The organism is Mesorhizobium sp. M7D.F.Ca.US.005.01.1.1 (assembly GCF_003952545.1).
Classification (GTDB): Bacteria; Pseudomonadota; Alphaproteobacteria; order Rhizobiales; family Rhizobiaceae; genus Mesorhizobium; species Mesorhizobium loti.
Map to the genome: position 1 here is coordinate 266,116 of NZ_CP034453.1, position 25,647 is coordinate 291,762.

A 25,647-nucleotide genomic window follows, 5' to 3' on the forward strand; every position below is an offset into this window, starting at 1 on the left:
ACATCAAGGAGTGAATCTCATGGCGAGAACGCGAATGGGCGTAGCGCGGGCAACAGCAGCGGCGGTGGCCCTGATCATGGTGGGACAGCAGGCCGTCGCCGCGGAGCCTGCGCAAGCAGAGACCGTCCTGGCGGAGACGGGAGCCTCGGTCACCGAAGCGCCAATCCCTTGGCAGGTCCGCCTGCGGGCGTTGGGCGTCGTTACGAAAGATCTGGGCTACGTTGATACGCTTCCCGGCTCCGGTCTTTCGTATTCGGACACGGTGACGCCGGAACTCGATATCTCGTATTTCTTCACCGACAACATCGCCGCCGAACTCATACTCGGTACCACTTATGCCAACATCGCGGGCCAAGGGACGATCGGAGGGTTGGGCAACATCGGCAAAGTTTGGCTGCTGCCGCCGACACTCACGTTGCAGTACCATTTTACCGATCTCGGCGCGTTCAAGCCTTATGTCGGCGCCGGCGTGAACTACACGATCTTCTACAACCAGGACACTGGCAGCGCTGATGCTCTCAAGGTGAAGAACACGTTCGGCACGGCGCTGCAGGTCGGATTCGACTACATGGTGGACCAGCACTGGGGCCTCAACTTCGACGTGAAGAAGCTTTTCCTGAAGCCGGACTTCGACGTCACGGTGACCGGCGCGAAGCTGACGGGGAAGGCGGAGCTCGATCCCTGGCTGATAGGCGCAGGTGTCACCTACCGCTTTTGAATATCAGAGTGAAGTCTGCTTCCCGACTGCCGGTTTAAATGAAGGGCGCCTCGCGCGCCCTTTTTTACGGTCGACACTGCAGCGCAAGACCTCATGAAGCTATTGTCGGGCGGGGTTCTCTTCCGGCGGACCAAGAAGATGCACTGGCCAACCGGCCTTGCGCCTGAGGTGGAGTGCTTAGAAGCGCTTTGGATCGGGACGGGCTTTGGTATTGTGGGTGGAATGCTTCAGCCAGACCATTTGCCAGCATCGTCTCCCGGACGTCATGTGTGAGCTTCTTTGTCAGCGCAAGGCGAACACGGATCTCCTAGCAGGCCGTTGAAGAAGTGTCCCGTTTGGCCTTGAGGATTGCCTCGTCGCCGTTGTGATAGAAGGTGATGTCGATGGAGCCGTCGTCGAGCAGTTCAGCATGGCCGTCGCCTGTGACCTCGTCCATTTCGTCGAATCCGACCCATGTGAAGAAGACCGTCGACGGGCCGTAGCCGAGTTCGAGGGTTAGATGAGCCAAACGCCAGTGGGGCGTCCTGGGGACGACGCGCGCGAGATTCTGGTCGTGGTGGCCAGCCCAATACGATGTGAGAAGTTGCTGCCGGTGCGGGTACCGGAGGTCGCCGATAGTGACAGCCGATGTTCGACAGCGGCAAGGACATGCTCAGCCGTCAACGCGCCGAGGGCTTGGCCGGGAATGGTGGTGATGGAACCAATCCAGAAAGCGGCGGCTGCCCAGGAGAACGCCTTCGCGGGACTTTGACTCCAGTCCGCACACCCTGCTCAGATAGTCCGAAAAAGAGGTCAGAAGCGGAGCATCCGGATTATTATCTACACTGGGAACAGAAGCATGGAAGCGTTCTGGAGCCACTCGCCGCGCGTTTACCAGTGCCGACACTGCTCCAAGCTGACTATCTGCCATGACCACCTGCCGAACGTAGTCCGTTGATGCCACCGGTACCCTTCGCGGTCTGCTCCAGCGGGAAGATCGGGTCTGATCGACCCTGCTGACCTGTGCGGCGGCCTCTCTCGCTAGGGCGTCCCCCTTCCTGTCGTCCTCCTCCGCCGCTTTCGGCTGCTTTCGGCCCGCCGCCCTCGCCAAGGCGTCGTAGTCGGTAAGCGCGTCCTCCGTCTCCTTTAGGGGCTTCATCGCGTGACTAGAGTTTAGCGCGTGTTTGTAGGCGGCGGACCGAATGGTCGTCGAAATGCCACTCAGCGCCACCGCAAGATGCCCTAGGGCTTCCGCCTCATGATCTGACAGCGGCACGTCACGATTAGAGCCGATTGCCCTGCCTTCTTCCAGTTTCACAATGTTTGTAGTCATTTCCTGCTCCATCGCGTTGACTGAGATACGATGGAGACGGAAGTGGAGAACAAATTTTTACAAGCAACTAAGATGATATTCTCGTCAACGGGACAATAGTGGACGTTGAGGGCGGCGAACAGGGTGGTGGTGCCGTTGCGCTTGTAGTCGTGCCTCATCGTACCGAGCCGCCCCTTCTTCATCGGCAGGCCGGGTGGGTGCGGTCGAGCGCCGGATCTGGCTCTTTTCATCGACCGACAGAACGATGGCATGGGCCGGCGCATCGAGATAGAGGCCGACGACGGCGCGCAACTTGTCGACGAACTTCGGATCATTGGAGAGCTTGAACCTGGCGCCAGCGGTGGGGTGCGAGACCATGCGCCTTCCAGATGCGCCTGACGGCGCTGGCGCTGATTGCGGCGGCTTGCGCCATCATGTCGGCGGTCCAGTGGGTCCTCTCGCCCGGCGGATCGGCAAGCGTCAGTGCCACGACGCGCTCGCCGACATCGGGACCGAGCGGCGGAATGCGCCACTGTCGCGTCTTGTCGCGCAGCAGCCCGTCACAGCCTTCCGCGGCAAAGCGCTCCTGCCAGCGCCAGACGTCGGTCTTCGACTTGCCGATGCGGCGCATGACCTCGCCGGTGCCGACGCCGTCGGCGGGCAAAAGCACTATCTCGGCGCGCCAGACATGCTTTTGCGGGGCGTTGCGATCCCTGATCAGCGCCGTCAGACGGACGCGATCGGCCGACGAAACGGTGAACGATCTTCCTGTGCGCATGCGCCAGACTCGCACGCGCAGGCCAGAAAGGGAATCTCTGATTGGACTCCTATGTCAGGCGGGAACCACTAGACGCCGAGACCGCCGATGCAGACATGTTTGGTGTCGAGATAATCCACGATGCCCTGGAGGCCGCCTTCCTTGCCGAGGCCCGATTCCTTGACGCCGCGGAACGGCACCTCCGGCGTGGTGATCAGGCCTTCATTGACGCCGGTACTTCAGTCCTTCCATCACGCGGAAGGCGCGACCGAGATCGCCGGTGTAGAAGTAGGCCGCGAGGCCGAACTCGGTGTCGTTGGCGAGCGGCGTGCCCGACCTGAGACATGGGTGACGTTTTGTACCGGACACGGATGAAGTGCACCCCTCGGGTGAGCGTTTGCTCGATAATATCCACTGAAGTGAAGCAGTCGGTCTTAATGCTGGAACTCATGCCACCCGACCGACCCGGGAATTCGCAGCAGCGGCGCCGTCGAGTGCAGAACGAATGCCGTCAACCAAGGGGTCGATCTCGCTTTCGGTGATTATATAGGGCGGACAGATTCCAAGCACTTCTCCCATATTGCGGATCATGACGCCGTGCTCGCGGCACCGCCGCTCGACATCGCCGATCCTCAGCTCGGGCGCGAAGACGCGACGGGCGCACGATCCTCGACGATCTGAACCCCCGCGATGAAGCCGCGGCCGCGGGCTTCACCGACAAGCGGATGGTCGCCGAGCGCGTCCGCGAGGGCTCCATGCAAGTGATCGCCGAGACGACGCGCCTGGGTCACGAAATCGATCTCGCTGTAGATCCTGATCGCCTCGGCGGCGACGGCCGCTATCACCGGATGACCGGAGTAGGTGAAACCGTGACCGAACACGCCGACCTTGTGGGCCTCGTCAGCGGCGCATTGATAAATCTTGTCGAGATAATGACGCCGCCAATGGGCAGGTGACCGGATGAAAGCCCCCCGGCGATCGAGAGCATGTCCGGTTCCATCCCAAATGTCTGGCTACCAAACCAGTTCCCGGTGCCTCCGAAGCCGCAGACCACCTCGTCGGACAGCATGAGGATAATTTCTCACTTTCTTGCGAAGATCGGGGGTGTCCACGGTCATTCGTATTACGCGAGATCCGCGAGGCCAAAAACCATCATACCAGAGAGGCGAAACTGCTATCTAGGTGTTTAGATGCAAGAAATTAATCCTGCATTGTTCCCGCACCAGGAACACCCGAGAGGATACCAAGCAGTATTGAACCTTGTTGAAAATGCTCTCGGCGCGCTGGGCGTTATAATTTCTCGAAGGCGATCACAAGGACGTCGCGATAAGCGTACGGCATTTTCAGGTTTTCGGCCACAATCGACGATACATCGTGAAAGGTTTCGCGGTCGTTGCAGATCACAAAATCATTCGGGGAGTTCATTTCGACCTCGCCGAGGAACTCCTTTGAGGCGTCGGTGATCATGCTCATGCCGCCGGTGACGTTGACCCGCCCAATCATATAGCAAGCAATGAAGTCCACCCCGTCCTGGTGAAGGCCCTCGGGTGCCGGTTTGCCATTTACACCATCGCGCGCGACAATCCGGTAGGGATGGATCTTGATATTCCAACGATCATGTCGGGCGGCTTCACATAGAATTCTGCAGAAACCTGTCAGAATCTTTTCTAAGACGGGATGGTCTATAAAGGAGTTTTCAAGGGGCTCGAAGTGGCGCTTGAAGCCGCCATTCAGATGATTGACACTTTTTGATTGTTCGTAGGGGGCGTGGGGTAGGAGCCTAAAGATTCCGTCAGTCGCGTCATATTCAAAAGCGCTATAGCGCCGGTAACGATATGTTCCGCCGTCACGCATGTATTCATCGAGAAGAAGTCGATTCCAATGGTCAGCAAAGTTCTTCCAGGCTGCATCAATTTCGATGCCAAAGCAGGCTTCGGCGCGCTCGCCTTTTGAAAACCACCATCCATTTGTCACCAGACCGTCAGTGCATTGTTGACTGAGGTTGGCCGGCGCCTGGGGTGCGTTGTTTTCCACGGGTGTCTCCCTTTTGGTGACTTGGCGAGGACGGAACGCTTTGGACAACGCTATGTGGGTTGCGGCTTGGTATTCCCAAAGGTCGCGGTCCCTAATGTATCTCGGCGTCCTGGCTCGGATCGACCGAGGTAAAAAGCGTGTGTGATCGACTATGTAGCTGACGCTCCCGCTAACGCCCTCGAGGGCGGATGCAATGGCCCGTTCGCACATCTGGTGAATAGTACTGCCCCATGCACCTGAAACCGCCTCTTGGGACCAGGCTTGCTCAAGCCCTTGCTTCAAAACGATTGATGCCACGTCAAGAGAAGCGGTTTCGAGGTGACGCAGCGCGTCGAAGATAATGGCCGCGGCAGGGGCCTCGCGGACTTCGAGAACCTTTTGGCCGGTTGTGATGTGTTCAAGCCCGACAAAGCGGCCGTGCCCGAATTTGCCGACCGTGTTATTCAGGAACGGGATTGCGTCGACCAATGCAACATCACGGTCATCAATTGACACGAGACTTCCGTCTGCAAACCCGAGTTTGATCTCTACCGGCTGCTCTGCGGGAATGTGGCGCGTCCAAGCAAATGCCTCCTCGGGGATGGAAAAGTTCTCGGGATCTTCCAAAGGCCCCGACTCGAATTCCCGACACCAGAGGTTTTCGTCCGCGCTCCACGTGCGGTCCGCCACAAAAGTCGCTCCACACTTGGACAGGTCGGAGGTCTTCTGTTGTCGGGATATCACAGAGCATTCATACGGACTGCCGAAGTTGCCGGAAAATCCTGAGCGCTTAATGCTATTGTTAAGGCGCGGAAGACTGTTTTGAGAAAGGTTTGCTGTATGAAGAACCAGCCGTGAGTTGATTGACCTAGCATGATTAACAACCAAAGATGCGATTATGGGACGGCTCAACGAACTGCTCAACGGATAGATGCCAAGGTACTTGGCGTGGGCTCGAATGGCTGATTTCACGCCTTGTTCGACAAAGGCATCCCGCCCTTCGAGGCAGACAAAGCGCGCGCCGAACATGGCTGCCGTCCGTTCCAACAAAGGCTGATCGATGCGCGTTCCGACATCCGCTGCGACAGCTTCAATGTTCGCAAAGCCAAGGCTTTGCAGCTTGTAGAGAAGATAGGTGCTGTCGAGACCGCCGCTGAACATGGTTGCAACTGGTGCGGTTCGGTCCGGAAAAGCCTCCAGATCTTCAAAACTCGAAATGCCGCCGATGGCGGGTTTGGTGGAAGCCAAGATGGGGTTCATTTGGATGTCCTGCTCTCAAACCAGATGCCAGCAAACGTCGCAGCGAGGACGAGGCCTGCGCCTATCAAGCTCGGTACTGTCAAAGGCTCATTCAGAAGAAGGTGCGCTAGAACGAAACCAAAAAAAGGTTCTGTTCCCATCAAGAAGCCAACCCGTGTCGGTGTGGATTTTCTCACTGCGGCATTTTGAATGTAGAATGCAGCGAGGGTGCAGAAGAGTGCAAGGAAGGCAACAGCGCCCCAAAACTGAAGGGTGGCCCTCACAACAAGGCCTGAAATTCCGAACTGAGCGACGGCCAAAACGAAAGTAAGTGTTGCCACCGTCGATCCTTGGATGGCCGTCAGGGCTGCAGATGAAATCTGCCGGCCGGCCAGAAGGCGTTTGGTGGAAACGACCATAACCGCTCGCAGAATCGCGGCCCCCAAGACAAGCGCGTCACCCGGGCTGAACCTGCTGATCCCGCCAGTGAGAATGCCGACACCGATGCACGCTATGGCAGCACTTGCCAAAATGCCCGTAGGTGGAAGTCGCCGTGATAGCCCATAGTCGATGCTCGGCGTGAAAATCACACAAAGCGATATGATCAAGGCCGTGTTCATTGCGCTTGTCGATGCAACGCCGTAAGTTTCAGCAATAAAGATGCAAAAAAGTATTGTTCCCAATGCGAAGCCGCGGATGAAATCGCCCCAGGAGACCAATGCGATCTCATGTCTTGCAGCCACTGCCGTAATGATCGTAGTAATCAGGAAGCGATAAAGAACAAGTATCGAAACCGGCGCGTAGAACAGTGCGCCTTTCCCGACCGGATAGCTCGCCCCCCAAACGAATGCGACTCCCAGCAAGGCTAGATCCACCGAGAAAGATGGCGTCCGTGTTTTCCTGACAGGTATTGGAGAACTTTCGAAAACGTCCACCTTCAAAGTTTCCTTTGTGTTAGCCATCCACCCCTGCTGCGAGGGTCAAACAGATCAGGTCGTTCAGCCTCTTGGGCGATCCGTGCCGCGGCGTACTTGTTTTTGGTAACGCAAGTGCCGTGCCGATTCGGAAAACCATTGCTAGACAACAACCTGGTCGCCTTGATAGTTCGGCGGTTCATGTCCATTGTTGTCAGAATGCCGACAATGACTTCAACTGCAGGGATCCTACCGGCAGGGCCTCAAGGCGAACACGCGGCTCCAAGATGCCGACACGATGGCTGGTTCAGCCATGCTTCGACAGTTGCCTGTTTTTTCAGTTCCTTTGCTGTTCGTGCGCTAACCGCAACGCTCCATACTAGTCTCGCGTGGCTGTCCCCGTGGGGTGGGCGGCAGAAAGCGATTAGGCCCGCTGAAAGAGGCGAACCGCATCCGAAGGATCGTAACCAAGAGAAGGACCTGAAGCGAGAGCGAAGGTTGCGGGAGGCCGCGGCGGGCCTAAAAGGCAATGCCGACCGCCCCAGGAAAGGCTGACAAAAACCGCAGCGGCCGACTGTCCAATAGGGTGCGCCGGGCCAGGGCGAGCCAAATGGCAGGGGCTGCCGGGGGACCCTAAGAAAAGCCTGGGTTCACGAGCACCCGGCGCGCGCCATCAGGCGGCCAGCTACTTGGAGGGCGGGTGTATCATGCCTGTTTGTCGGGCCGAACCAGATCCATGTGGCTGACGCCGAGGGCCAATGCCAGTTCATAGATCGTGATAATTGTCGGATTTCTTCGGCCTTTCTCCAAGCCGCTGATGTACTGCTGACTGAACCCGGAAATCTCCGCAAGCTGCTCCTGCGTCAGGCGCTTCCTTTGCCTGATCCTCTGCACATTCCGTCCGACCAACTTGCGCATATCCATGCACGCAAGCCAGCGGATCAGGCGGCTTGAGTTTATCAACTATAATATGTAATCCACATTTAGCAGGCACAGGGCTTCGCGGGTCCATTGGCCGGAGATAGAATTAGCGATGTTGCAGCCCAGATCGAACACGCCGTTCGCCGACGAGGTCCCCTGGTCGGACCGCATTACAGCCTACGACAAGGACCACTTTACAACCTATATGAGGCTCCTGGACGCCTCGGCCGACAACGCCACTGAAGAGGAAATGGCCAAAGTGATCCTCGGCATTGATCCGGCACGCGAACCTGAGCGCGCACGCAACGTTCTTCGCAGTCATCTCGACCGTGCAAACTGGGTGGTGACGAGCGGCTACAAGGATTTGTTCGCCAGTTGACGAAATGGGCGGTGCGGTCGCTTCGCTTCAAGCAACGAAGTCGCGCAACCGCCATGCATCGACGTATCACCACAGCGCGGATGGCCCAGCGCTTCGCTGTCTCATCATTTTGTCCTCCGCTCGCCAATGGCTGCTTCCCAGGAATGGGTGCGGCGGCGAATCATGACAGGAACGGGTCCGCCGTCTGAGCCGCACCGCATCCGAAGGGCCGGATGGACAACCTACTGAAAGCTCACAGCTGGCTAAGGGTTGCGGGACGCCGCGGCGGGCCTAGAAGGATGCGGCGCCACCTGCTGAGAAAGGCACAAAACAGAGCGAATTGCGAGAGTCTAACGACGCGCTAGGAGGCGCAGCGGAATGGTCGAGACGCCAGAGCCAAGAAAATCGGGGCTCGACCCACCGGCACACGGCACGCGCGGTGATGGGCGCGGGCGCCCACTACGTGCGCAGGCTCAACAGAATCTCACACGGATCAGCATCGAGGGCCGCAGTTACGTCGAGAAACTCAATGACATCGAGACGCCGTTCGCCACCCTCATATTTCGCCACGAAAGATTGCGGACGACCAAGCTTCTCAGCCACCTGCGCCTGCGTCAGCCCTTTGACATTGCGCAGTGAGATCAACTGGGCCAGAAACCGCTGGTGGCGGGGAGATCGAAGAGATTTGGGCATTTAGGTGAACCGGCAGGTAGAGACCGGCTCAGCGACTAATCCCCGTTTCGGATTATCCCATTTTGGGATATTCTGCCTTGGATCCAGCGATCAACATGCGAGGTTCGCGGCAGACATGAATCAATCAACGGGAACAGATAGGACTCAAAGCTCAACACTGCTCGACGAAGTCCCTTGGTCTGACCGTCTTACCGCCTACGACAGGGCGCACTTTACCATCTATATGAGGCTCCTGGACGCCTCAGCCGATGAGGCGCCCGAAGAGGAAATGGCCCAACTGATCCTCGGCATTGATCCGGCACTTGAACCGGAGCGCGCCAGGAAGGCGCTTCGTAGTCATCTCGACCGTGCGAACTGGATGGTGACGAGCGGCTACAAGGAATTGTTCGCCAGCTGACAAATTCGCAGTGCTCGGTCATAGAAGCGTTCCTGTGCCATTGGTCAGGCTGATCGGGGCCTGCACCACAGACGCGCCGGCAAAATGGACCCGGTGGCGAGCACAATTCAGTTCCCAGGAAATCGGGGTTTGGCAACTGTCCGAGCGTCTGACGTGATAGAAGGTTCCGCTCTGTCTGGATGGGTATTAGCCCGGAGCAGCACTCCATATCGTACCGGCGCTCGACGAAGGGTCCACCTCTTCGCTTTCAAGCCGCATAACCGATAGCCATCGCCCTAAGTCAAGGGTTAGAGATTACCGGCAGGCAGGTATGCAAGCGGGCCATCCTCGGAAACTATATAACCGCACGACTAGCTGTGAGCTTTCGGGAGGTTGTCCATTCGGACCGGACCGGGGAGACTGGAGTTACCAAGCTTCAGCACTCACCGGAGGGTCCGAATGAACATCCATAAGAATGCCCGTCTCACACCGCTGCGTCGAGAGGAGATGGCGCTGTCGGTGATAGAAGGCGCTTTCTCCAAAGCCCATGCGGCGCGTGTCTACGGCGTGTCGGCCAAGATCGTGGCGCGCTGGGTCGAGCGCTACAAGTCCGAAGGGCGGGCCGGCATGATCGACCGTTCCTCGCGGCCCGCCAATATGCCGCAGGCCACCGCTGCGTTGATCGCCGAGCGCATCATGGCGCTGCGGCGGCAACGTTGGACCGGCAAGCACATCGCCCATGAGGTCGGCGTCTCGCCCGCCACCGTTAGCCGGGTTCTCAAGCGTGCCGGACTGTCGCGGTTGCGGGATATCGAACCGGCCGAGCCGATCCGACGCTACGAGCGCGAGCATCCTGGCGAGATGATCCATATCGATATCAAGAAGCTCGGTCGTTTCGAGCGCATCGGTCATCGCATTACCGGCAAGCGCACCGGCAATGCCAGCTCGCGCGGCAGCAGTTGGGAGTTCGTCCATGTCTGCATCGACGACGCCTCCCGCATCGCCTTCTCGCAGATCCTGCCCGACGAGAAAAAAGAAAGCGCCATCGCCTTCCTCAAGGCGGCGGTGGCCTACTACGCCAGCCTCGGCGTCACGATAGCCCGCGTCATGACCGACAACGGCTCCTGCTACAGATCAAAGGCCTTCGCCAAGGCCTGCCGCGATCTCGGCCTCAAGCACGTCAGGACAAGACCCTATACACCCAAGACCAATGGCAAGGCCGAGCGCTTCATCCAGACAGCACTGCGCGAATGGGCTTATGCCATCGCTTATCCGACTTCAGATCACCGCGCCGCAGAGTTGCCGGTCTGGCTGCACAGATACAATTGGCACCGTCCCCACGGGAGCCTAAAGTCCAAAACACCTATCAGTCGCCTCGCTCTAACCGAGGACAACCTGTTGAGGCTCCACAACTAGCTCGTCAGCGACGACACACCCGCTCGAGCACCCATAGACTATGATCACCGGCGCGGACTGGAAGAATACGGCTGCATCGCCCGAGCCGGCGGAACAGAAGATCTCGGCATCCAGTCAACGCTCGATACAAAGCGCGCGATCGAATGGCCCGAGCACAAGGGGATCAAAAAGCTTCTCAGACAATTGAGGACCCTTCGGACCCCAAAAGGGCTATAGCCTGATTTTGGGTTCGCACGCCTAGCTTCTTCTTGGCATTGTCCAAATGAAAAGCGATCGTGCGTGGCTTGATACCCAAGATGCGGCCGGTCACCCAGGCTGAATTACCCCGCGCTGCCCACCTCAGGCACTCATATTCGCGGGATGTCAGCGAAACCCCATCCACTGTTCGATCGCTCGGCAATTTGCGGCGAACGCAACGATGAAAGCAGGCCGCCATCAGTTGAAGAGCTTGTTCGTACCGCTCAGCGACCCGAAGAAATACTGGACGAGGCTCATCGGCGGCAAAAGTAACCGCAGCGATGCGGCCGCGGAGATCGACAATTGGGATCGTCAAACCGCAGCAGATGCTGAATTGAGCCGCCTCATCGAATAGCTGCTGTTGAGCCGGCGACATTTTATCGCCTCCCAAATTCGATCCCCAGTGAAACGGGCAGCCGCCATTTCGAGCACGCAAGACCACAGGATCGAGTTTCTCATACTGATTTTCCAGATACTGTCTGGTCCAGCGGGGTGGATAGTTTGAAATTAACCTCGGTTTGCCGGAAGGCCGTGCTGGCAAGGAGAGGTAGGCAAAGAAGATTAGGTCAAGTCGTCCGGCCGCCTCAGCCATGGCATCCCGGAAATCTGCCTCATCGATACTCTGTGACAGTCTTTCAAGGAATGTCTCGAAAACAAGTGGCATGTGCCTCGTCATCGTCGCGCTCGATTCTTCCTCTTTCTGCACGCCTTCCGGCTGCGTCGTGTATGTCCCGACAAACGTGATTGAATTCGCGGGCGTCGCTGGGCTGACCGGGCTCCAGAATGCTGCCACACTTTCGATCTTCGTCGGTCATCCCAATCATGCTGGGCTCACCCGATGGGCGTCTGGCAGACGCCTCATGATCTCAACAGCTCAATCAGAGAATCTCCATGCATTAAATCATGACCGCCCCTGCACCGACCAAATCAGGAGAAATCATCCTGCGCTGACCAAAAGCCATCATTGACCCCAGCTTTTGCAGGAATTTGGGTCGGCATTAGCATAACAATTCGGATAGCCGCTCATCCCCCACCCGGGGCGCCGTGATCCGCAAAGAAGTGTTGCGATGCTTTCTTTTCTTTGATAGGCAAATCGTCTCAACAATATTAAAATGCCTTTCCTTGTGAACGGGGTGGCGTGTGAGTATCGTCCTTCTATATACCTGACGTGATAAAATTCACCGCAATGATTATGGCCCGCTGCAATGATGTAAAGGGCACGTCTAAGCTCAATCTGCATCGGAACGTGCAGATGACCTTTACCAGACCCTCGATCCCGCACGGGCCATAATGATACTGATTACGTGGGTCAAAAAGGGCGCCCTGCCGGCGGGGAGGTACACCCGCAGGGCGCGCCGCACAGAGGTCCTGGTCGTTGGGCAACAGGACAGCGGCGGCAGAACTGATTCGGTTACAAATCGTGACTGAAATAGCCCGGAGCATGCTCAAGATCAGATATCTGGAATTCAACAGTTTTGGGTCTGCTCGGCGCAGTAGCGCGCAGGGACATGCCTGCCTCCGGACTCGCTCCTTCGCGATCGCAAAATCATACGGCACCCTCGGCCTTCAGCGCGCGATAGGTGGTATCGACCGACTTTACCGTCGCGTCGACAATGATGTCGATCTCTTTTCGGGTAATGATCAGGGGGGGGCATAACCGAGGATGTCGCCATGCGGCATGGCCCGTCCGATGACACCATTCTCAAACAGAGCAGCTGCAGTGCGCACCCCGACCTGAAGGTCGGGTTCGAATGGTATCCTTTGTTTTGGGTCCCGCATCATCTCTACGGCCGACAGGATACCCACTCCGCGAACTTCACCAACGATGGGATGTCCCGCCAGCTCGGCCTTCATCCGGTCTTGCCAATACGGTCCAACATCGCGGACATGCTCCAGAATATTTTTTTCTTTAAGCAGTCGAATATTGGCGAGCGCGGCTGCGGCACAAAGCGTGTGCCCCGAATATGTCCAGCCGTGGCCGAGTGCGCCGTGCTTCTCAGTTCCTTGTTCCAAAACCGACCAGACACGGTCGCCAATGATTGACCCGGAGATGGGGAGGTAGGCGGAACTCAAACCCTTTGCGATGGTCACGAAATCCGGACGCATGTTATACAGGTGGGAACCGAACTTCTCGCCGGTTCGCGCGAAGCCACAGACCACTTCATCCGCGATTAGAAGGATATCGTATTTGTCGAGCACCGCTTGAATGGACGTCCAGTACCCTTTGGGGGGCGGCACAATACCTCCTGTCCCAAGTACCGGCTCTCCGATAAAAGCTGCAACCGTTTCCGGTCCTTCGGCCAGGATCAAGGCTTCAAGCTCATCGGCACAGCGCCGGGAGAACGCTTCCTCGCTCTCCTCGACACGCGCCTGGCGGTAATAGTGCGGCGTGGTTGTATGGCGCACCAAATCCAGAGGCAGGTCGAAGAAATTGTGAAAGAAGGGAAGGCCAGTTAGGCTACCCGTGACCAATCCAGACCCGTGATAGCCGCGATTTCGCGAGATGATCTTTTTCTTTTCGGGCCGGCCAAGAATGTTATTATAGTACCAGACCAGCTTGATGTTGGTTTCGTTGGCATCGGAACCGGAGAGGCCGAAATAGACCCTTCGCATGTTCTGACCGAAATACTCGACCACGGCCTCTGCCAACAGGGCGACCGGCTCCGTACCTTGGCTGGCATAGACGTGCGCGAACGGCAATTCGTGTGCTTGCCTGGCAATGGCCTCGGCGATCTCCGTGCATCCATATCCCATGTTGACGCAGTAGAGTCCTCCGAAACCGTCGAGGCTCCTTCGGCCTTCGGTGTCCCAGATATAGACGCCTTCCGCACCGGCCATAATCCTATTTGGCGTTTCGCCTCGGCTGTGCTTGGCCAGATGCGTAGAAGGATGGAAGACGAAGCTTCTATCCTTCTCCCGGAGTTGCTCGGTTCCCAGATTGCTCAAGCGCATGTCCCTCTCCTCGCGATAAATTGGCGGAGGGCACTCGGCCAGCCACCTGTTTAGCAAATAGCATACCGGAAACGTCCCTTGAGTTTCTCGGGAATGCAGGTTATTCGCCGTGAAATTCGCGGGATCGGCCCGAATTGCCGTGAAAACTAAGGCGTCACCTTCGCCTTAGCCGAGGGTCGGGGGCGCGTCCTGCAAACACGAACAGCTTACGACGCGCATGCGCCCAGCATAGTGCCCGATTAGCGGGCGATATTGACGGATGAATAGCGCTCGGGACGCTGTTCCCGCCGGCCGCGCGAGGCACGATAGAGCGCCGGCGGCCATGTTCCGCCGAACTGCCGGTCATCCCTTACATTCTGACGGTCCGGATCGGTCTTGCCCTTCCCAAGGGTGGTAATGAGGTGATCAGGGGCAAAGCACATTCGCCTCGATCAGCAGGCAGCGGGTTCCGTGCCGCGGCACAGGCTCCAACCTGGTTGGCCAGCGCTGAGAGGCTGAGGTCGTGCCCTCGCGCATATTGATAGCTTTGGCGGTGCGGCGGCTGGTGCTCGGCAGACTTCTCGAAGGAGCATAGCCAGAAGGTTCGGCCCGGCAAAGACGCGCGGCGAGAGCTCCTTGCCATTGACATCTTGATTCGCAGCCGACCAGCGCCGCCAAGTTCTATCGTCAGCGTGTTGCCTTTCTTGCGATCGCAAATTCGTGGTTGCTGCGCAGGGCGAGCCGAGCTGCGGCTCGCAGGAGGGGGCGAGCCGACAGAATTGCGCGGCCTGAAAAGCTGCCTCCATCAATGCTGGCCGCTCGTGCAGTCTCGAAACGCTGGATCAAGCCTCAAACATCGAACAGCCGCTCCTTTTCCTCGCGAAACCAGCGCCCTCGCGCGACATGATCTTGTCTGACGATCCGACGCTTCGAGCGGGGCTCCTCTAATAGGTTGCACATGACCTGCAGCTTTCAGCCAAACTCAGCAAATCGGACGTCGTGCTCTTCTTATCATCGCTCGGCAAGCTCGGAACACGCTGGCGGACGTTGCTAAGGCTAGTCGCCGCCAGCGGATGGCGAGGATGTTTGGGCGGCTAAGTGCTTTTAGGTGGCGATTATAAGCCGAGATCGCGATAGGTGCTTTCGCCATAGCTCCTGGCGCCATCGCCACGCTGAGCGTTTGAAAGCCGATGAAATTCGCTCGGCCAATTGGCTAGCGCGTGCTTGATGGCCTTCATCTTGAACGGCACGTGCACAACACATTTGTCCCTGATGATAGGCGGACAGCTCACATCTTGTTGCCGCGAGCCGTTAAGGTTTGCTGCGATTATCGGCAGACCTAGATCAAGAGCCAATTCCATTTCCCAGCGCACGAAGCGAAAAAGGTTTTTCGTCTTCTCACCGATCAGGACAAGTACCTGGCTCGATCCATTCATTCTGTTGCGAAGATTGCGTTTAACATAATCTTCGTCCTGTGCTCGGCTCGTCATATTGTCCAGATCGTGAGCGTTCGCGAATTCAAAACTCACATTCTCGCTGGCGTTCCACCCTTTCATAAAGCGGTATGCCCAAGCGTCTTCATCGCCGTCAAATATTACATAGGTCGGATCGCTGTATGCCATTGTTGTCTCTTAGTTGTTTTGACGAGCAACCCACTGGGTGTGCTCCCGTGAGAAAGCCAGTTCGGCTTCGTTCACCGCGGCGGAGAATGCCTCATCCGAGTTGGCGTCCGTAATAAGGTCGGCAGTCAAGCCGATCTCGTGAGCTGTCAACGTGTAAGCCGATGCCAATTCGTTAAATTTCTTGATCTGGGTCCACCCAATAAGGGAGGCGGCGATGACAATTAGCGGCTCGGTCGGCCAGCCTGGCATCGCGGGGTCAGCGATGCGTACTACGATGAACGAGAATCCCAGAGCGTATGCAAAAATACCAAGGCCCATCCAGACTTTCGCGGACCTCTTGTTCGAGCGCGCCTTCTTCTCGTACCACTTCCGTTGGTCGCAGATTCGTCTCTGCAGATATAGGTCTTTTCTTTCTTTTAGCGGGGAGTCCCTTATCGACATCATCTGGTCGGTTGTTTGGGGGGATGCTGAATCGGTGCCGCTCAACGCGCTACCAAGGTGACGATTGCTATCAAGGATACCTTCCATGAGCTTTCGAAAATCAGCTCTGGCGTCAGCGGCGCGCGCGTCATCGAACGGCTGTGCTCGCATCGCGAAGCGCCAAGTCAATGTCTTCACCGACTCTGCCAGAGCTCGAGCCTGATACCAGACCTGCTCGGGCTTTGTGACCGACCGGAAAATGAGGACTCCCATTGAGCAAAGAAATACCGCAGCATAGACACCGAAATAGGCTTTTGATGGCGACAAGTCCAAAGAGAGCACCGACGCTAAAAAAAGAAGAACGTACTCTGCCCGGATCAGGCGCAGAAACGTCGCCTGCTGCTCGTTGGATGCCACGTCGGCGCTATTATAGAGTCCAGGATATTTCATTTTTGAAGCACACCAGTCTATTTTGTGGCGGTAAATTCTTTAAGCCAGGATTTGGCAAACGTGAGGTTAGCAGTCGAGCTTACAGAGCCTATTCTTGAGCGAGGCGCGGTCCCTCTGTTCATAAACAGGAATGCAGGTCCTGTCCCATCAATGTAAGGGTATAGGCCCAAAAATTCTTGCCCGGAGAATGTTTCCGAAGAATTTTTTGCCACGGGCAGAACCGCTACCGCGGTCCGAAACCCATCGAAAAAGCCAAGCTCCCAAGGCATCCATCTGGATCCTGGAGAATTGTTTGAATGCACATAGATTAGCGTCTTTGACTGCCTCATACGGGTCCGCAGCAACTCGGCGGTGGCCGAGGAGACTTTTGTGCGGTCCAGTTGTGAATCTTCGACCCAATCTACGTAAGCAGTGAACCCAAGCTCCTCGAAAATTCGCTTCACACCGAGAACGATCTCTGCGTCCTTGAAAGAATGTGACAGAAAAACGTCGAATGACGATCTGGCTGTAGCTGCGGCCGTCTCTTCCTTTAGAACGATCGATGCGGCTCTATGTCCTCGACTGGCATTCGCAACTCTTTTCAGCTCTGCCTCGGTCAGTAGCACTATTCAAATCCCCCCATGATCTGTTCGCAATCTATGAACTTGACGCCCATTCGATTAAGCGACCCTTGTCTTGTGAAAACTGGCACCATGCTCTCCAGCCGGTAGCGCAACCTCCACCTTCTCAAAGACCACGTCGGGTGGCAGGAGTGACCGGCCTTGTCACCCACCTACGCGATCCCGGCACAGCCATGCTCCTCGCTTAGAAGGCTGCGGAGACCAGCAATGTCAAACAGGACAGACGATCTCCTAATCTCGAACAGCAACGAACTTAGGACGTAAAAACGCGATCTCCGAATGTCCGCAGGCGTCGAGGGCCGGGTTGGTCGCCAAGGCCGAGCGGGCCAGCTTGCACTCCCGCTACCCGTCGGCTTGCCAAACCCTCGCTGTAGATTTCGCCCCCTACACGGATGCGCTGACCGCGACTAAGCTCAATCGCCACTGATCGCCAATCCAGGGCGAAAGTTCCCCCCTTGAAGTAGCGGTAGAGGCATTTTTCGGCACTTCGCATCTTAGATATGGACGCCTCCTCAACCAGGCACGATCCGGTTTGGCTTCTCGCCGTAACCGTGCTGGGCAAGTGCGTCCGATGGCTGCTTCGATCCTCTCCTGGAATAGATCGGTTCCAGATTGCTCAAGCGCATCGTCCTTGCTCGCGATCAACTGGCGGATAGCGCTCGGCCACCTTTTTCCAGCAATTAGTATACCGCAAATGTCCCTTGAGTTTCGTCGGAATGGGTGCCTTTTGCCGACGAATCTACGGGATCCGTGCCAAACGCCGTTGAAACTTAGCTTTTGGGTTACCGTTGCCTCAGGGCGGACAAAGGTATCGGTGAATTGGACTTCACTGGTTTCGTGACGACAAGGCTATAGTATTGATCAATCCCCAAGCCTGCCTGCAGCAGTCCCTCCATGAAATCCTGATAGGCGGCCATAGAACGAGATGCGACCCGCATCAGATAATCCACGCGCCCCCCAATTGCCCAGCAGTCCAGGATTTCCGGAATGTCTTGGATAGCAGTTTCGAAGTGTCGTTGGTCCTCAAGACGATGACGATCCAGCACGACCTCCACCATCACAAAGATCATGCCGCCGATGAGGGCAGGACTCAGCCGCGCATAAAATCCCTCAATAATCCCCGCGGCCTTGAGTGCTCGGAGCCGCTCCGAACAGGCGGACGCCGAAAGATGAACTCGTTTTGCAAGCTCACTTTTTGAAATCCGACCGTCTGCCTGAATTTCGGAGAGGATCCGCAGGTCCCAACTGTCGAGTTGCACGGGATCGGGTTTCGACTTCATAACCTATGCTCTCAGCGATGACATCGCGTTGTGTGCCGATCAATTCTATCATCAATTGAAACGAGCGAATGTAGCAGTGGAAGGCATCCGTTCCAGGCCCGAGATGTGCCAGAATGGGGTACGAAAATCAGCTGAGGGTGAGCGATCCGCTGAGAAAAGCTGCAGAAGTAATTTGGCTATCGCCCCAACGCCCAACGGGGCAATGGTGCAGCTGGAGAGAATAGTCGGCGGCGGCGGAGACCATGATAAATAGATAACCGATTTTCTTGAATCTCGCTGCCGTACTTGATAGACGCGCGACTGCATTCGACCCTCGATCGCATGGACGGCATACTCAATGCAGTATTCACTCGCACATTCAACTATTAGGGTGAATTGAAGGCCTTGCTTGGCCGGCTCGCCGAGGCGCAGGGCACCGCAAATGCCGCTCGTCTTATGGCTTGCCCGATAATTTGGCGCTCGGGTCTGGCCGAAATCGCCCAACCGGAAAGACTCAAACACCGATGTTGCGTGCGATGCTGTCGGCTGCCATACGCTTACGCCACTCAAGAGGCCCGGAATTGTGAATGGAGTTTCCCTCAACATCGACAGCCATGACGACGGGCATGTCCTGCACATCGAATTCATAGATGGCTTCCATGCCCAGGTCTTCAAAGGCGACAATCCGCGCCGCCTTAATCGACTTTGAAATCAGGTACGCAGCGCCACCCACTGCAGCAAGGTATGGCGTTCTGTGTCTTACAATCGACGCGATGGCCGCCGGTCCCCTCTCCGCTTTGCCCACCATCGCGAAAAGGCCGGTTTCGGCGAGCACCTTGTCCGTAAAATCGTCCAAGCGGCTGGAGGTTGTTGGACCGGCGGGTCCAACGACTTCATTCCTCACTGCCCGGACGGGACCGACGTAGTAGATCACGCGGCCCCTCAGATCGACTGGGAGCGGCTTGCCGGCATCAATCAGTTCGACCATTCGTTTGTGGGCAGCGTCACGGCCCGTCAGCATCTTTCCAGAAAGCAGGAGCGTTTCACCGCAGCGCCACGATGCCGTCTCTTCCTTCGTAAGCGTATCTAAATTGACCCGCCGGACGCCGGCTGGGTTCAATTCGTCGGCTCCGATGTCGGGCCATTCGCGCAAATCGGGCGGCTGGAGGCTGATGGGTCCAGAGCCGTCCAAAGTAAACTTCAGGTGCCGGTTGGCGGCGCATTGCGGGATGAGCGCCACAGGCTTGGACGCTGCATGAGTAGGATAGGTCGCAACCTTGACGTCAACGACTGTCGTCAGACCACCAAGGCCTTGGGCGCCGATACCAAGCGCGTTGATCCGCTCATAAAGCTCAATCCGCAGCCCCTCTTCTGCGCTTGACGCCCCCCTTGCGATCAGTTCCGCCATATCTATGGGCTCGTTCATGGCCTCCTTGGCCAGCAGCATCGCCTTTTCAGCGCTACCACCGATGCCGACAGAGATCAGTCCAGGTGGACACCACCCGCTGCCAAGGGTCGAAACGGTATTGACCACCCAGTCGGAAACGGAGGCGGTGGGATTGAGGGTGGTAAAACGTGCCTTGTTCTCCGACCCGCCGCCTTTCGCGGCGATGGTGATCTCAATCTGGTTACCTTGCACCAGGTCGACATGGACAACTGCCGGTGTGTTGTCGCGGGTGTTGACCCGTCTAGCGAGGGGATCCGCAACGATCGATGCCCGAAGGGGATTGTCCGGATCGAGATAGGCTTGACGTACGCCCTCATTCACAAGATCCGCGAAACTGGCTGTTGACTTAATGCGGGCATCCATGCCGACCTTTGCGAAGACAACCACAAGTCCGGTGTCCTGACAAATCGGGCGCCGCCCAAAGGCCGCCATGCGGGAGTTCAGCAGAATCTGACCTATGGCATTCTTCGCCGACGGGCTCTGTTCTCGCGTGTATGCGTGAGAAAGAGACCGGATATAATCTGGAGGATGATAGTACGAGATGTACTGAAGGGCGTCGGCGACGCTCCTTGTGATGTCGCTACCGGCCATGGTCCGTGTTCTGTTTCCCACCGGATTTTATCCAAATGAACCGAGGCCATTGACCATTTTCAGAATCTGGAAGCTTCGCACCCCCTGCTCGCCGCCTTCATATCCATAGCCGCTTTGTTTGACTCCTCCATAAGGGGCATCAGCGGAAACCCCTTTCAGGTAATTCACACTAACAGCGCCCGCAGAAAGACCGCCCACAAGCCTCTGTTGCGTATCGGCCGCGCCAGTAAACAAGTAGGCGGCCAGACCGTACTCCGTGGCGTTGGCTTCATCGATCGCCTCTTCGATCGTATCGAAAGGAGCCACGGTGAGAATTGGTCCGAACGGCTCTTCATGAAGCACTCTCGCTTCCTTCGGTACGCCAGTCAGGATGGTTGGCGGCCAGTAAAACCCCGGTCGGTCAAGGGGGATGCCACCGGTCTCGATTTGGGCGCCGCCCTCTACCGCATCTTTGGTCAGGCGTTGCATGGCCTCGATTCGCCGCGCGTTTGCCATGGGACCCATCTGCGTTGCAGGGTCATCCGGTGGACCGATCCTGATTTTTCGGACCGCCTCCGTCATCCGGAACAGGAATTCCTCATAGCGGGATCGGGCGACAAGAATCCTGCTGGGCGCATTACAACTCTGGCCCGCGCACTCGAATTTGTATTCCGAAATAGCCGGTATCGCCGTTGCCAGGTCGGCATCTTCGCACACAATAACCGGGGAATGTCCACCGAGCTCAAGGATGCAGCGCTGCAGATTATTCGCGGCCAGTGTGGCCAGCTGTTTCCCAACAGCGGTCGACCCCGTGAACGTCAAGACTTTGACAATTGGCGAACTGAGCAGATGCCGTGATATATGCACAGGAACACCGAACACCAGGTTGACCACGCCTTCCGGTATCCCTGCTTGACGCAAAGATTCCACGACATGGACAGCCACGCTTGGCGTCTCTTCGGCCCCTTTGAGGATCACCGGGCAGCCTGCCGCCAGCGCGGGGGCGAGCTTGCGGGCGATGAGAACGGCTGGATAGTTCCACGGCGTAAAGGCAGCGACGACACCGAGGGCCTCCGGGACGATCATCCTGTTCGGACCCAACGGAATCGGGGTCGACAACTCATCGGCATGCCGGCCATTCCATTCCAGCGTTTCGACTGCGCGCGCGTACTCTCCTGTTGCTTCGGCAATCGTCTTTCCCTGTTCGGACGACAGGTCCCTGGCTGCGGCGCCAGCTTTCTCAGCCAGATTGCTGGCGGCAGAGACGAGGATCTCGCCACGCTCTTTGGCGGGGCGTGAGGACCACGCCTTGCGGCTGCGTTCTGCCGAAGCAAGAGCTTCATCCAAGTCTGGAACCGTAGCCGAGGCCACTGAGGCAAATACCTTCTCCGTCGCCGGGTTGATCACCGGCAAAGTGGCTCGGCTACCACCGGCTCGCCATTTGCCATTAATGAAGAGCTCGTAGCTCCTGGCGTGGGACATCGCGGGCTCCACTTGTGATTCTGGCCATGCGAGCGCCGTTTCAATTTTCGAAGCCGCTGAGCTCGCTTGAGCCAGTTTCATCGCGATGGTCGCAGCGGGTCAAATATCGATTAGTGCCTAAATCCATCTGGAATCCAGATCGATCTGTTCCGACAGGAAGGAAGTCATGCCGTTGTTTACAGATCGATGGTTCTCAGGTCGCGTCAGGAGCCGATGCTACCCAGCCCCGGCTCTCAATCAATTCTCTGGCGACCTTCGGAATGAGCTTGCGGACCGCAGAAACGGCCGCAGAACGCTCATCTTTGGGATTTACAGCAAGCACCACGGAGCGGGTAATTACCGGATCGACTATCTTGACCGTCCGGACCAGCCCTTGAGAGGCTTCTTTCTGAACGGCAGACGGGGCGAGAATAGAATGCGCTTTTCCCTCTACGACCATGTTGATGATCGTTGAGAGCGAGTCCACTTCAAACTTGACGTCCATCGCGCAACCGTGTTGTGCGACGACATCAGCCACCGAACGCCTGACATTGTTGTTGCGCATGGGAACCGCCAGGGGGAATGCATGCAGGTCGGCCAGAGATATCGCATCTTCAAACGGTGGCTCGCCGGACGGAACCACCAGACAAAGGTCTTCGCGCGCTAGCACAGTCATTCGCCCCACACTGTCCGCAGTGCGGTACAGAACCGCCAGATTGAAGCGTCCAGCCGCCATCCATTCCTCTAGCGGTCCCGTCATACCCTCGACCATCTTGAGGGACACCTTGGGCAGTTCGTGTCTTACCGTCTCAAGCAGCGGACCGCTCAGGACGCGAGCAGCTCCAGACGGAATGCCAATAGTCACCTCCCCGGCGGGGGAAGCGGCTGTGTTGGTCAATTCCACCTCGGTAATTCGAATTTCTTTGAGAATCGCCCGCGCCCGCTCCAGGAGTTTGGCTCCTGACGCCGTCACGCTCACGCCGGTCCTGTCGCGTATCAGCAGCTGAGTGCCGAAGCCTTCCTCCAATTGGCGCACATGCAGACTCAGCGCACTCTGGGCGACATTCAGAAAGCCAGCGGCCTTCGTGAAACTGCCTGCTTCGACCACGCCAACAAAGTATCTTAACTGCCTGATTTCCACGGGTACTCTTCCGAGGGCGGACTGCAATGATGTAATCTATCTCGAAATGTGATGGCGCGACAGCAATAATTGCAGAGCGACATGACGCCTAACTGTCGTGTCATCTCAGTGTGGTTTGACCAAAACCGTAACCTATGTGTCCAGAATGGACCCAACCCGCCGAGGCTTCAACCGGCCAACTCGGCGCCCTGATCCATGGAGATGATTTCTCGGACCCTTCGAATAACCGGTAGATCGACCATCTTCCCGTCCAATGTGAACGCGCCTTTGCCTTGCGCCGTCGCATCTTTTTCGCCGCGAGGACACGACGGGTCCCTCGAGTTCTTGTGCGCTTGGTGAAAAGCCCCATCGATGTTTAAATGGATCGCCTGCGGCCCCACGAAGTTATCATTGTCTAAGAATCGCCGATGCTTCCTATCGAGCCGAGACTGCCGCATGGGGAACAGAACGGAAAGGTTCGGCGTCAAAAGCAGGTCGAGTTCTGGGGCACCGCCAACAGCTGCACTGAAGTCTTCAGTACCAAGCGCCATTGCAACCAGCGGCGCTAACAAGATGGGAAAGGAGGTCATTGCTATTGCCGCTGGCGGACTTCGGCCGGCCACCCCATTTCCTCTTCCGAGAGGTGAATTGTCCAACCAACCCTGCTGACTAATGACGAGCATGATCGTATCGTCAACGTGTCACAGAATTGCTTGCAAGCTCACGGCCTCAGCTGGGCCAACGAACATTGAACTCCGTGGACGAAGCCTGGACCCGTCGTCATCCAAGTCAATCCGCGCCTCGATGAGGGGACAGATCCTCAATTGGTTCAGCTGGCTTGCAGTATTGCACCTAGCAGTCACGGCGAGGACTGGGATTTGCGAAGAAGGCATTCTCGCAGTGCGGCCGTACGGTACCTCATTCCTGGCACACTGGATTAGATCGCTGGCGACATTAAGATCAGGTGTGACCGAGGTGAAATTTTATGTCGAAAACCTGAAGGCAGGGCGTCAGGCAGGGCGATTACAGAGATCCTATCGGACATGTCATCGCAGTTTCATCCACCATTGCTCGACCGAGGCGACACTCATCGTCCCATCAACCTAATCCATTGGTCGATCACGCCGTTCACGACCCTTGGCGAAGAAGGAATCAGCAGCCCCTAGGCTCAATTGGAAAGCGGGGCGGGGTCCATACGTATCTTCGTTTCCGGGCACCTCATGCTAATGAAGCCGCGACAACAGGTTGGTTATGCACCCAGGTGCTGGCCAATCCGGCTTGACTGGAAAGTTTCATACCCAGGCCTGGCACAGGCGAGCGTGATGCCGCTCTCGCTATGTTGGACCGCAGACGCCGCGACGGCGCATCGACTGGCGCTGGCGAAGCCTAGGACGCGCCAGTCAAGGACCTGCAAAGAGCAAGATCACGCCGCGCGTTGCCTTCAACGCCCATTTGAGCAGAAAGCAACAAGCCTCGCGTATAGCGATCGATGACCGCACGAAGCGCCATCCGGGCTATGATCTCAGTCAGCACTGCCCTAAGGGGTCAGAGGAGGGTTCGGTCAGTCAAGACCTCAGACGGCATGGCCAAGGTCAAGCTGCGAGGATGTGCCACCGCGGGCGCGGCATAACTTGGCGGGCTACAATTTGGTTCGCTTGCCCAGGCTGCTGGCAGCGCCGGTAGTCGGCCGCGCCGGACTGGCACCTACGTCTGGTCCATGAACGGTTGCTTTAGCAAAACCGAAGTCCTCGCCAAAACTCTTCGCCGACGTGCGACGACCGCGCCGGTGCTCGTTCCGGGGTCGGCAAGACGAAGACAGGCCTACTCTGGATTTATGCCCGCGATGACTGATTAGGGAGGGAGCGGACCGCCGGGCGTCTTATGTCTATGCGCCGGACCGAAAAGGCCCAGCGTGCGATCGCTCATCTCGCAGGCTCTCTACCGGAACTTGCAGGTCGACGGCTATAGCGGGCCATCGCTTGCTGGCCGACGAAAAGCGGCTTCACGCTCGCCTTCTGCCATGCCGCGCCCGATCGAGGCGCTAAGAAGGATCCGCGAACTCTAAAAGATCGAGGATGACATCCGTAGCCGAGGCCAACGAGGCCTTGCTGCACGCAGGCAAAAAGTGCTCAACCATCACGGCACTGGACCCAGGGCGGCTAGAGAAGCTCGGCCAAATCAGTCAGAAGACCAAGCTCACAGCGGCGATCCCCTACACGCTCTCGCGCTGGGAAGCGCCTCTCGCGCATCCTGGACGAGGCCATATCAAGATCGACAGCAACGTGGTCGAACGCTCAATCATACGCAACTCTTTTTGCAGCTCCGGCGGTGGCGCTGAGCACTGGTCAGTCATCGTGTCGCTGGGTGATCGCCGGGATTGGCCGGATAGCCTGAAGCTAAGGCCGTCGAGCCAGACCCTCTGACCTGCCACTGAACTTTCAACCAGTGGCGATTAGCCTCGGCCGTTTCTGTTATGGCGCGGTTTGAGCAACGGGCGGAGGCGCGAAGCCTTCATTGAGTGCAGCGTCGGAGCCGGTTGCGGCGAGGGTTCCGGCGAAGACCGCCGGGGTCAAATAGCGAGCGAGGAATGCGGCCTCACGGTGTTGAACAACACCAGGAAAGAACACCCACAGGACCGAGGAACGCAAGTTTCTTTATCCGTGGCATCCTTGGGCCGGGCGTTGTGTTCACGTTCATGAGGTGATCGAGAACGCCGACCGGGAGGTTTTCCGCTGCAGTCTCTCCCGCCACGCCTCCGATCGGTGGCTGGAAGTTCCGGCCTGGATGTTTGATCGCGGTCTGCACCGCGTGGCG

At 57.4% G+C, this 25,647-nt stretch carries 20 protein-coding genes and 4 pseudogenes; 5 read left to right on the top strand and 19 right to left on the bottom strand.

What is annotated here, in order from left to right:
- Window positions 1–19 precede the first annotated feature (19 nt).
- Window positions 20–718 (top strand): OmpW family protein, encoded by a 699-nt coding sequence (locus tag EJ076_RS01270; protein WP_063169295.1) that lies wholly within the window; start codon window positions 20–22, stop codon window positions 716–718.
- A gap of 307 nt (window positions 719–1,025) precedes the next feature.
- On the opposite strand, the gene EJ076_RS01275 is transcribed toward EJ076_RS01270, so the two are convergent.
- The 8 genes and pseudogenes from EJ076_RS01275 to EJ076_RS01310 form a co-directional block, all read right to left on the bottom strand.
- Window positions 1,026–1,226 carry a hypothetical protein gene (locus tag EJ076_RS01275; RefSeq protein WP_244514237.1) on the bottom strand — a complete coding sequence of 67 codons (201 nt, stop codon included), beginning with the start codon at window positions 1,224–1,226 and terminating at the stop codon, window positions 1,026–1,028.
- 905 nt (window positions 1,227–2,131) lie between these two features.
- Window positions 2,132–2,787, bottom strand: a pseudogene (locus EJ076_RS01285) (IS630 family transposase); the annotation flags it as partial.
- 68 nt (window positions 2,788–2,855) lie between these two features.
- Window positions 2,856–3,090: pseudogene (locus EJ076_RS01290) on the bottom strand (aldehyde dehydrogenase family protein); the annotation flags it as partial.
- A 308-nt stretch (window positions 3,091–3,398) separates the two neighbouring features.
- Entirely contained in the window at window positions 3,399–3,647 is a 249-nt protein-coding gene (locus EJ076_RS35950) for an aminotransferase class III-fold pyridoxal phosphate-dependent enzyme (protein ID WP_063169297.1), read from the bottom strand.
- Window positions 3,608–3,835 carry an aminotransferase class III-fold pyridoxal phosphate-dependent enzyme gene (locus tag EJ076_RS35955; RefSeq protein ID WP_263485461.1) on the bottom strand — a complete coding sequence of 76 codons (228 nt, stop codon included), beginning with the start codon at window positions 3,833–3,835 and terminating at the stop codon, window positions 3,608–3,610. The genes EJ076_RS35950 and EJ076_RS35955 overlap by 40 nt, the downstream gene beginning before the upstream one ends.
- 221 nt (window positions 3,836–4,056) lie before the next feature.
- Complete coding sequence (locus tag EJ076_RS01300) at window positions 4,057–6,039, bottom strand: argininosuccinate synthase-related protein (protein ID WP_063169298.1); 1,983 nt, start codon at window positions 6,037–6,039, stop codon at window positions 4,057–4,059.
- The gene (locus tag EJ076_RS01305; RefSeq protein ID WP_082826572.1) at window positions 6,036–6,980 is read right to left on the bottom strand and encodes a DMT family transporter; all 945 of its coding nucleotides are present in this window, start codon (window positions 6,978–6,980) and stop codon (window positions 6,036–6,038) included. Before EJ076_RS01305 ends, EJ076_RS01300 begins: the two co-directional genes overlap by 4 nt.
- 657 nt (window positions 6,981–7,637) lie before the next feature.
- Window positions 7,638–7,856 (bottom strand): helix-turn-helix transcriptional regulator, encoded by a 219-nt coding sequence (locus EJ076_RS01310; protein WP_029354714.1) that lies wholly within the window; start codon window positions 7,854–7,856, stop codon window positions 7,638–7,640.
- 109 nt (window positions 7,857–7,965) lie between these two features.
- Here EJ076_RS01310 and EJ076_RS01315 point away from each other — a divergent pair, with 109 nt between their 5' ends.
- Complete coding sequence (locus EJ076_RS01315; protein WP_063169299.1) at window positions 7,966–8,232, top strand: DUF2285 domain-containing protein; 267 nt, start codon at window positions 7,966–7,968, stop codon at window positions 8,230–8,232.
- 438 nt (window positions 8,233–8,670) lie between these two features.
- Here the strand turns inward: EJ076_RS01315 and EJ076_RS01320 are convergent, their stop codons facing one another.
- Window positions 8,671–8,904 carry a helix-turn-helix transcriptional regulator gene (locus EJ076_RS01320; protein WP_082826573.1) on the bottom strand — a complete coding sequence of 78 codons (234 nt, stop codon included), beginning with the start codon at window positions 8,902–8,904 and terminating at the stop codon, window positions 8,671–8,673.
- A 115-nt stretch (window positions 8,905–9,019) separates the two neighbouring features.
- Between EJ076_RS01320 and EJ076_RS01325 the strand changes: the two genes are divergently transcribed.
- Together EJ076_RS01325 and EJ076_RS01330 are read left to right on the top strand one after the other, a co-directional pair.
- Window positions 9,020–9,301, top strand: a complete 282-nt coding sequence (locus tag EJ076_RS01325) for a DUF2285 domain-containing protein (RefSeq protein WP_063169301.1) — start codon at window positions 9,020–9,022, stop codon at window positions 9,299–9,301.
- 438 nt (window positions 9,302–9,739) lie between these two features.
- Complete coding sequence (locus EJ076_RS01330; protein WP_063169302.1) at window positions 9,740–10,696, top strand: IS481 family transposase; 957 nt, start codon at window positions 9,740–9,742, stop codon at window positions 10,694–10,696.
- Between the two features lie 175 nt (window positions 10,697–10,871).
- Here the strand turns inward: EJ076_RS01330 and EJ076_RS01335 are convergent, their stop codons facing one another.
- The 10 genes and pseudogenes from EJ076_RS01335 to EJ076_RS01380 form a co-directional block, all read right to left on the bottom strand.
- On the bottom strand, window positions 10,872–11,609 hold the full coding sequence (locus tag EJ076_RS01335) for a LuxR family transcriptional regulator (protein WP_082826574.1): 738 nt from the start codon (window positions 11,607–11,609) through the stop codon (window positions 10,872–10,874).
- An 870-nt stretch (window positions 11,610–12,479) separates the two neighbouring features.
- Window positions 12,480–13,885, bottom strand: a pseudogene (locus EJ076_RS01340) (aminotransferase).
- 190 nt (window positions 13,886–14,075) lie between these two features.
- Window positions 14,076–14,496 (bottom strand): annotated as a pseudogene (locus EJ076_RS35575) (transposase); the annotation flags it as partial.
- A gap of 483 nt (window positions 14,497–14,979) precedes the next feature.
- A complete protein-coding gene (locus tag EJ076_RS01345) occupies window positions 14,980–15,486 on the bottom strand; it encodes a TIR domain-containing protein (protein WP_063169304.1) in 507 nt (168 codons plus the stop codon).
- Between the two features lie 9 nt (window positions 15,487–15,495).
- The gene (locus EJ076_RS01350) at window positions 15,496–16,356 is read right to left on the bottom strand and encodes a DUF4231 domain-containing protein (protein ID WP_063169305.1); all 861 of its coding nucleotides are present in this window, start codon (window positions 16,354–16,356) and stop codon (window positions 15,496–15,498) included.
- Between the two features lie 1,402 nt (window positions 16,357–17,758).
- Window positions 17,759–18,256, bottom strand: coding sequence for an Lrp/AsnC family transcriptional regulator (locus tag EJ076_RS01360; protein WP_063169306.1), 498 nt, complete (start codon window positions 18,254–18,256; stop codon window positions 17,759–17,761).
- A gap of 493 nt (window positions 18,257–18,749) precedes the next feature.
- Window positions 18,750–20,273 (bottom strand): fumarate hydratase, encoded by a 1,524-nt coding sequence (locus EJ076_RS01365; protein WP_063169307.1) that lies wholly within the window; start codon window positions 20,271–20,273, stop codon window positions 18,750–18,752.
- A 27-nt stretch (window positions 20,274–20,300) separates the two neighbouring features.
- A complete protein-coding gene (locus EJ076_RS01370) occupies window positions 20,301–21,734 on the bottom strand; it encodes an NAD-dependent succinate-semialdehyde dehydrogenase (RefSeq protein WP_063170369.1) in 1,434 nt (477 codons plus the stop codon).
- A gap of 193 nt (window positions 21,735–21,927) precedes the next feature.
- Window positions 21,928–22,854 carry a LysR family transcriptional regulator gene (locus tag EJ076_RS01375; RefSeq protein WP_063169308.1) on the bottom strand — a complete coding sequence of 309 codons (927 nt, stop codon included), beginning with the start codon at window positions 22,852–22,854 and terminating at the stop codon, window positions 21,928–21,930.
- Between the two features lie 167 nt (window positions 22,855–23,021).
- Window positions 23,022–23,423, bottom strand: a complete 402-nt coding sequence (locus EJ076_RS01380; protein WP_063169309.1) for a hypothetical protein — start codon at window positions 23,421–23,423, stop codon at window positions 23,022–23,024.
- Window positions 23,424–24,908: 1,485 nt separating this feature from the next.
- On the opposite strand from EJ076_RS01380, the gene EJ076_RS01385 reads away from it, so the two are divergent.
- Window positions 24,909–25,256, top strand: a complete 348-nt coding sequence (locus EJ076_RS01385; protein ID WP_063169310.1) for a transposase — start codon at window positions 24,909–24,911, stop codon at window positions 25,254–25,256.
- Window positions 25,257–25,647: the final 391 nt, after the last annotated feature.

Bases quoted from the DNA above. Each gene is read 5' to 3' on its own strand.
- EJ076_RS01350 (WP_063169305.1), bottom strand. From the start codon at position 16,356: ATGAAATATCCTGGACTCTATAATAGCGCCGACGTGGCATCCAACGAG.
- EJ076_RS01370 (WP_063170369.1), bottom strand. From the start codon at position 21,734: ATGTCCCACGCCAGGAGCTACGAGCTCTTCATTAATGGCAAATGGCGA.
- EJ076_RS01385 (WP_063169310.1), top strand. From the start codon at position 24,909: ATGACATCCGTAGCCGAGGCCAACGAGGCCTTGCTGCACGCAGGCAAA.
- EJ076_RS01330 (WP_063169302.1), top strand. From the start codon at position 9,740: ATGAACATCCATAAGAATGCCCGTCTCACACCGCTGCGTCGAGAGGAG.
- EJ076_RS01335 (WP_082826574.1), bottom strand. From the start codon at position 11,609: ATGACGAGGCACATGCCACTTGTTTTCGAGACATTCCTTGAAAGACTG.
- EJ076_RS01365 (WP_063169307.1), bottom strand. From the start codon at position 20,273: ATGGCCGGTAGCGACATCACAAGGAGCGTCGCCGACGCCCTTCAGTAC.
- EJ076_RS01360 (WP_063169306.1), bottom strand. From the start codon at position 18,256: ATGAAGTCGAAACCCGATCCCGTGCAACTCGACAGTTGGGACCTGCGG.
- EJ076_RS01305 (WP_082826572.1), bottom strand. From the start codon at position 6,980: ATGGCTAACACAAAGGAAACTTTGAAGGTGGACGTTTTCGAAAGTTCT.
- EJ076_RS01315 (WP_063169299.1), top strand. From the start codon at position 7,966: ATGTTGCAGCCCAGATCGAACACGCCGTTCGCCGACGAGGTCCCCTGG.
- EJ076_RS01320 (WP_082826573.1), bottom strand. From the start codon at position 8,904: ATGCCCAAATCTCTTCGATCTCCCCGCCACCAGCGGTTTCTGGCCCAG.
- EJ076_RS35955 (WP_263485461.1), bottom strand. From the start codon at position 3,835: ATGCTGTCCGACGAGGTGGTCTGCGGCTTCGGAGGCACCGGGAACTGG.
- EJ076_RS01380 (WP_063169309.1), bottom strand. From the start codon at position 23,423: ATGACCTCCTTTCCCATCTTGTTAGCGCCGCTGGTTGCAATGGCGCTT.
- EJ076_RS01310 (WP_029354714.1), bottom strand. From the start codon at position 7,856: ATGGATATGCGCAAGTTGGTCGGACGGAATGTGCAGAGGATCAGGCAA.
- EJ076_RS01300 (WP_063169298.1), bottom strand. From the start codon at position 6,039: ATGAACCCCATCTTGGCTTCCACCAAACCCGCCATCGGCGGCATTTCG.
- EJ076_RS01345 (WP_063169304.1), bottom strand. From the start codon at position 15,486: ATGGCATACAGCGATCCGACCTATGTAATATTTGACGGCGATGAAGAC.
- EJ076_RS01325 (WP_063169301.1), top strand. From the start codon at position 9,020: ATGAATCAATCAACGGGAACAGATAGGACTCAAAGCTCAACACTGCTC.
- EJ076_RS01270 (WP_063169295.1), top strand. From the start codon at position 20: ATGGCGAGAACGCGAATGGGCGTAGCGCGGGCAACAGCAGCGGCGGTG.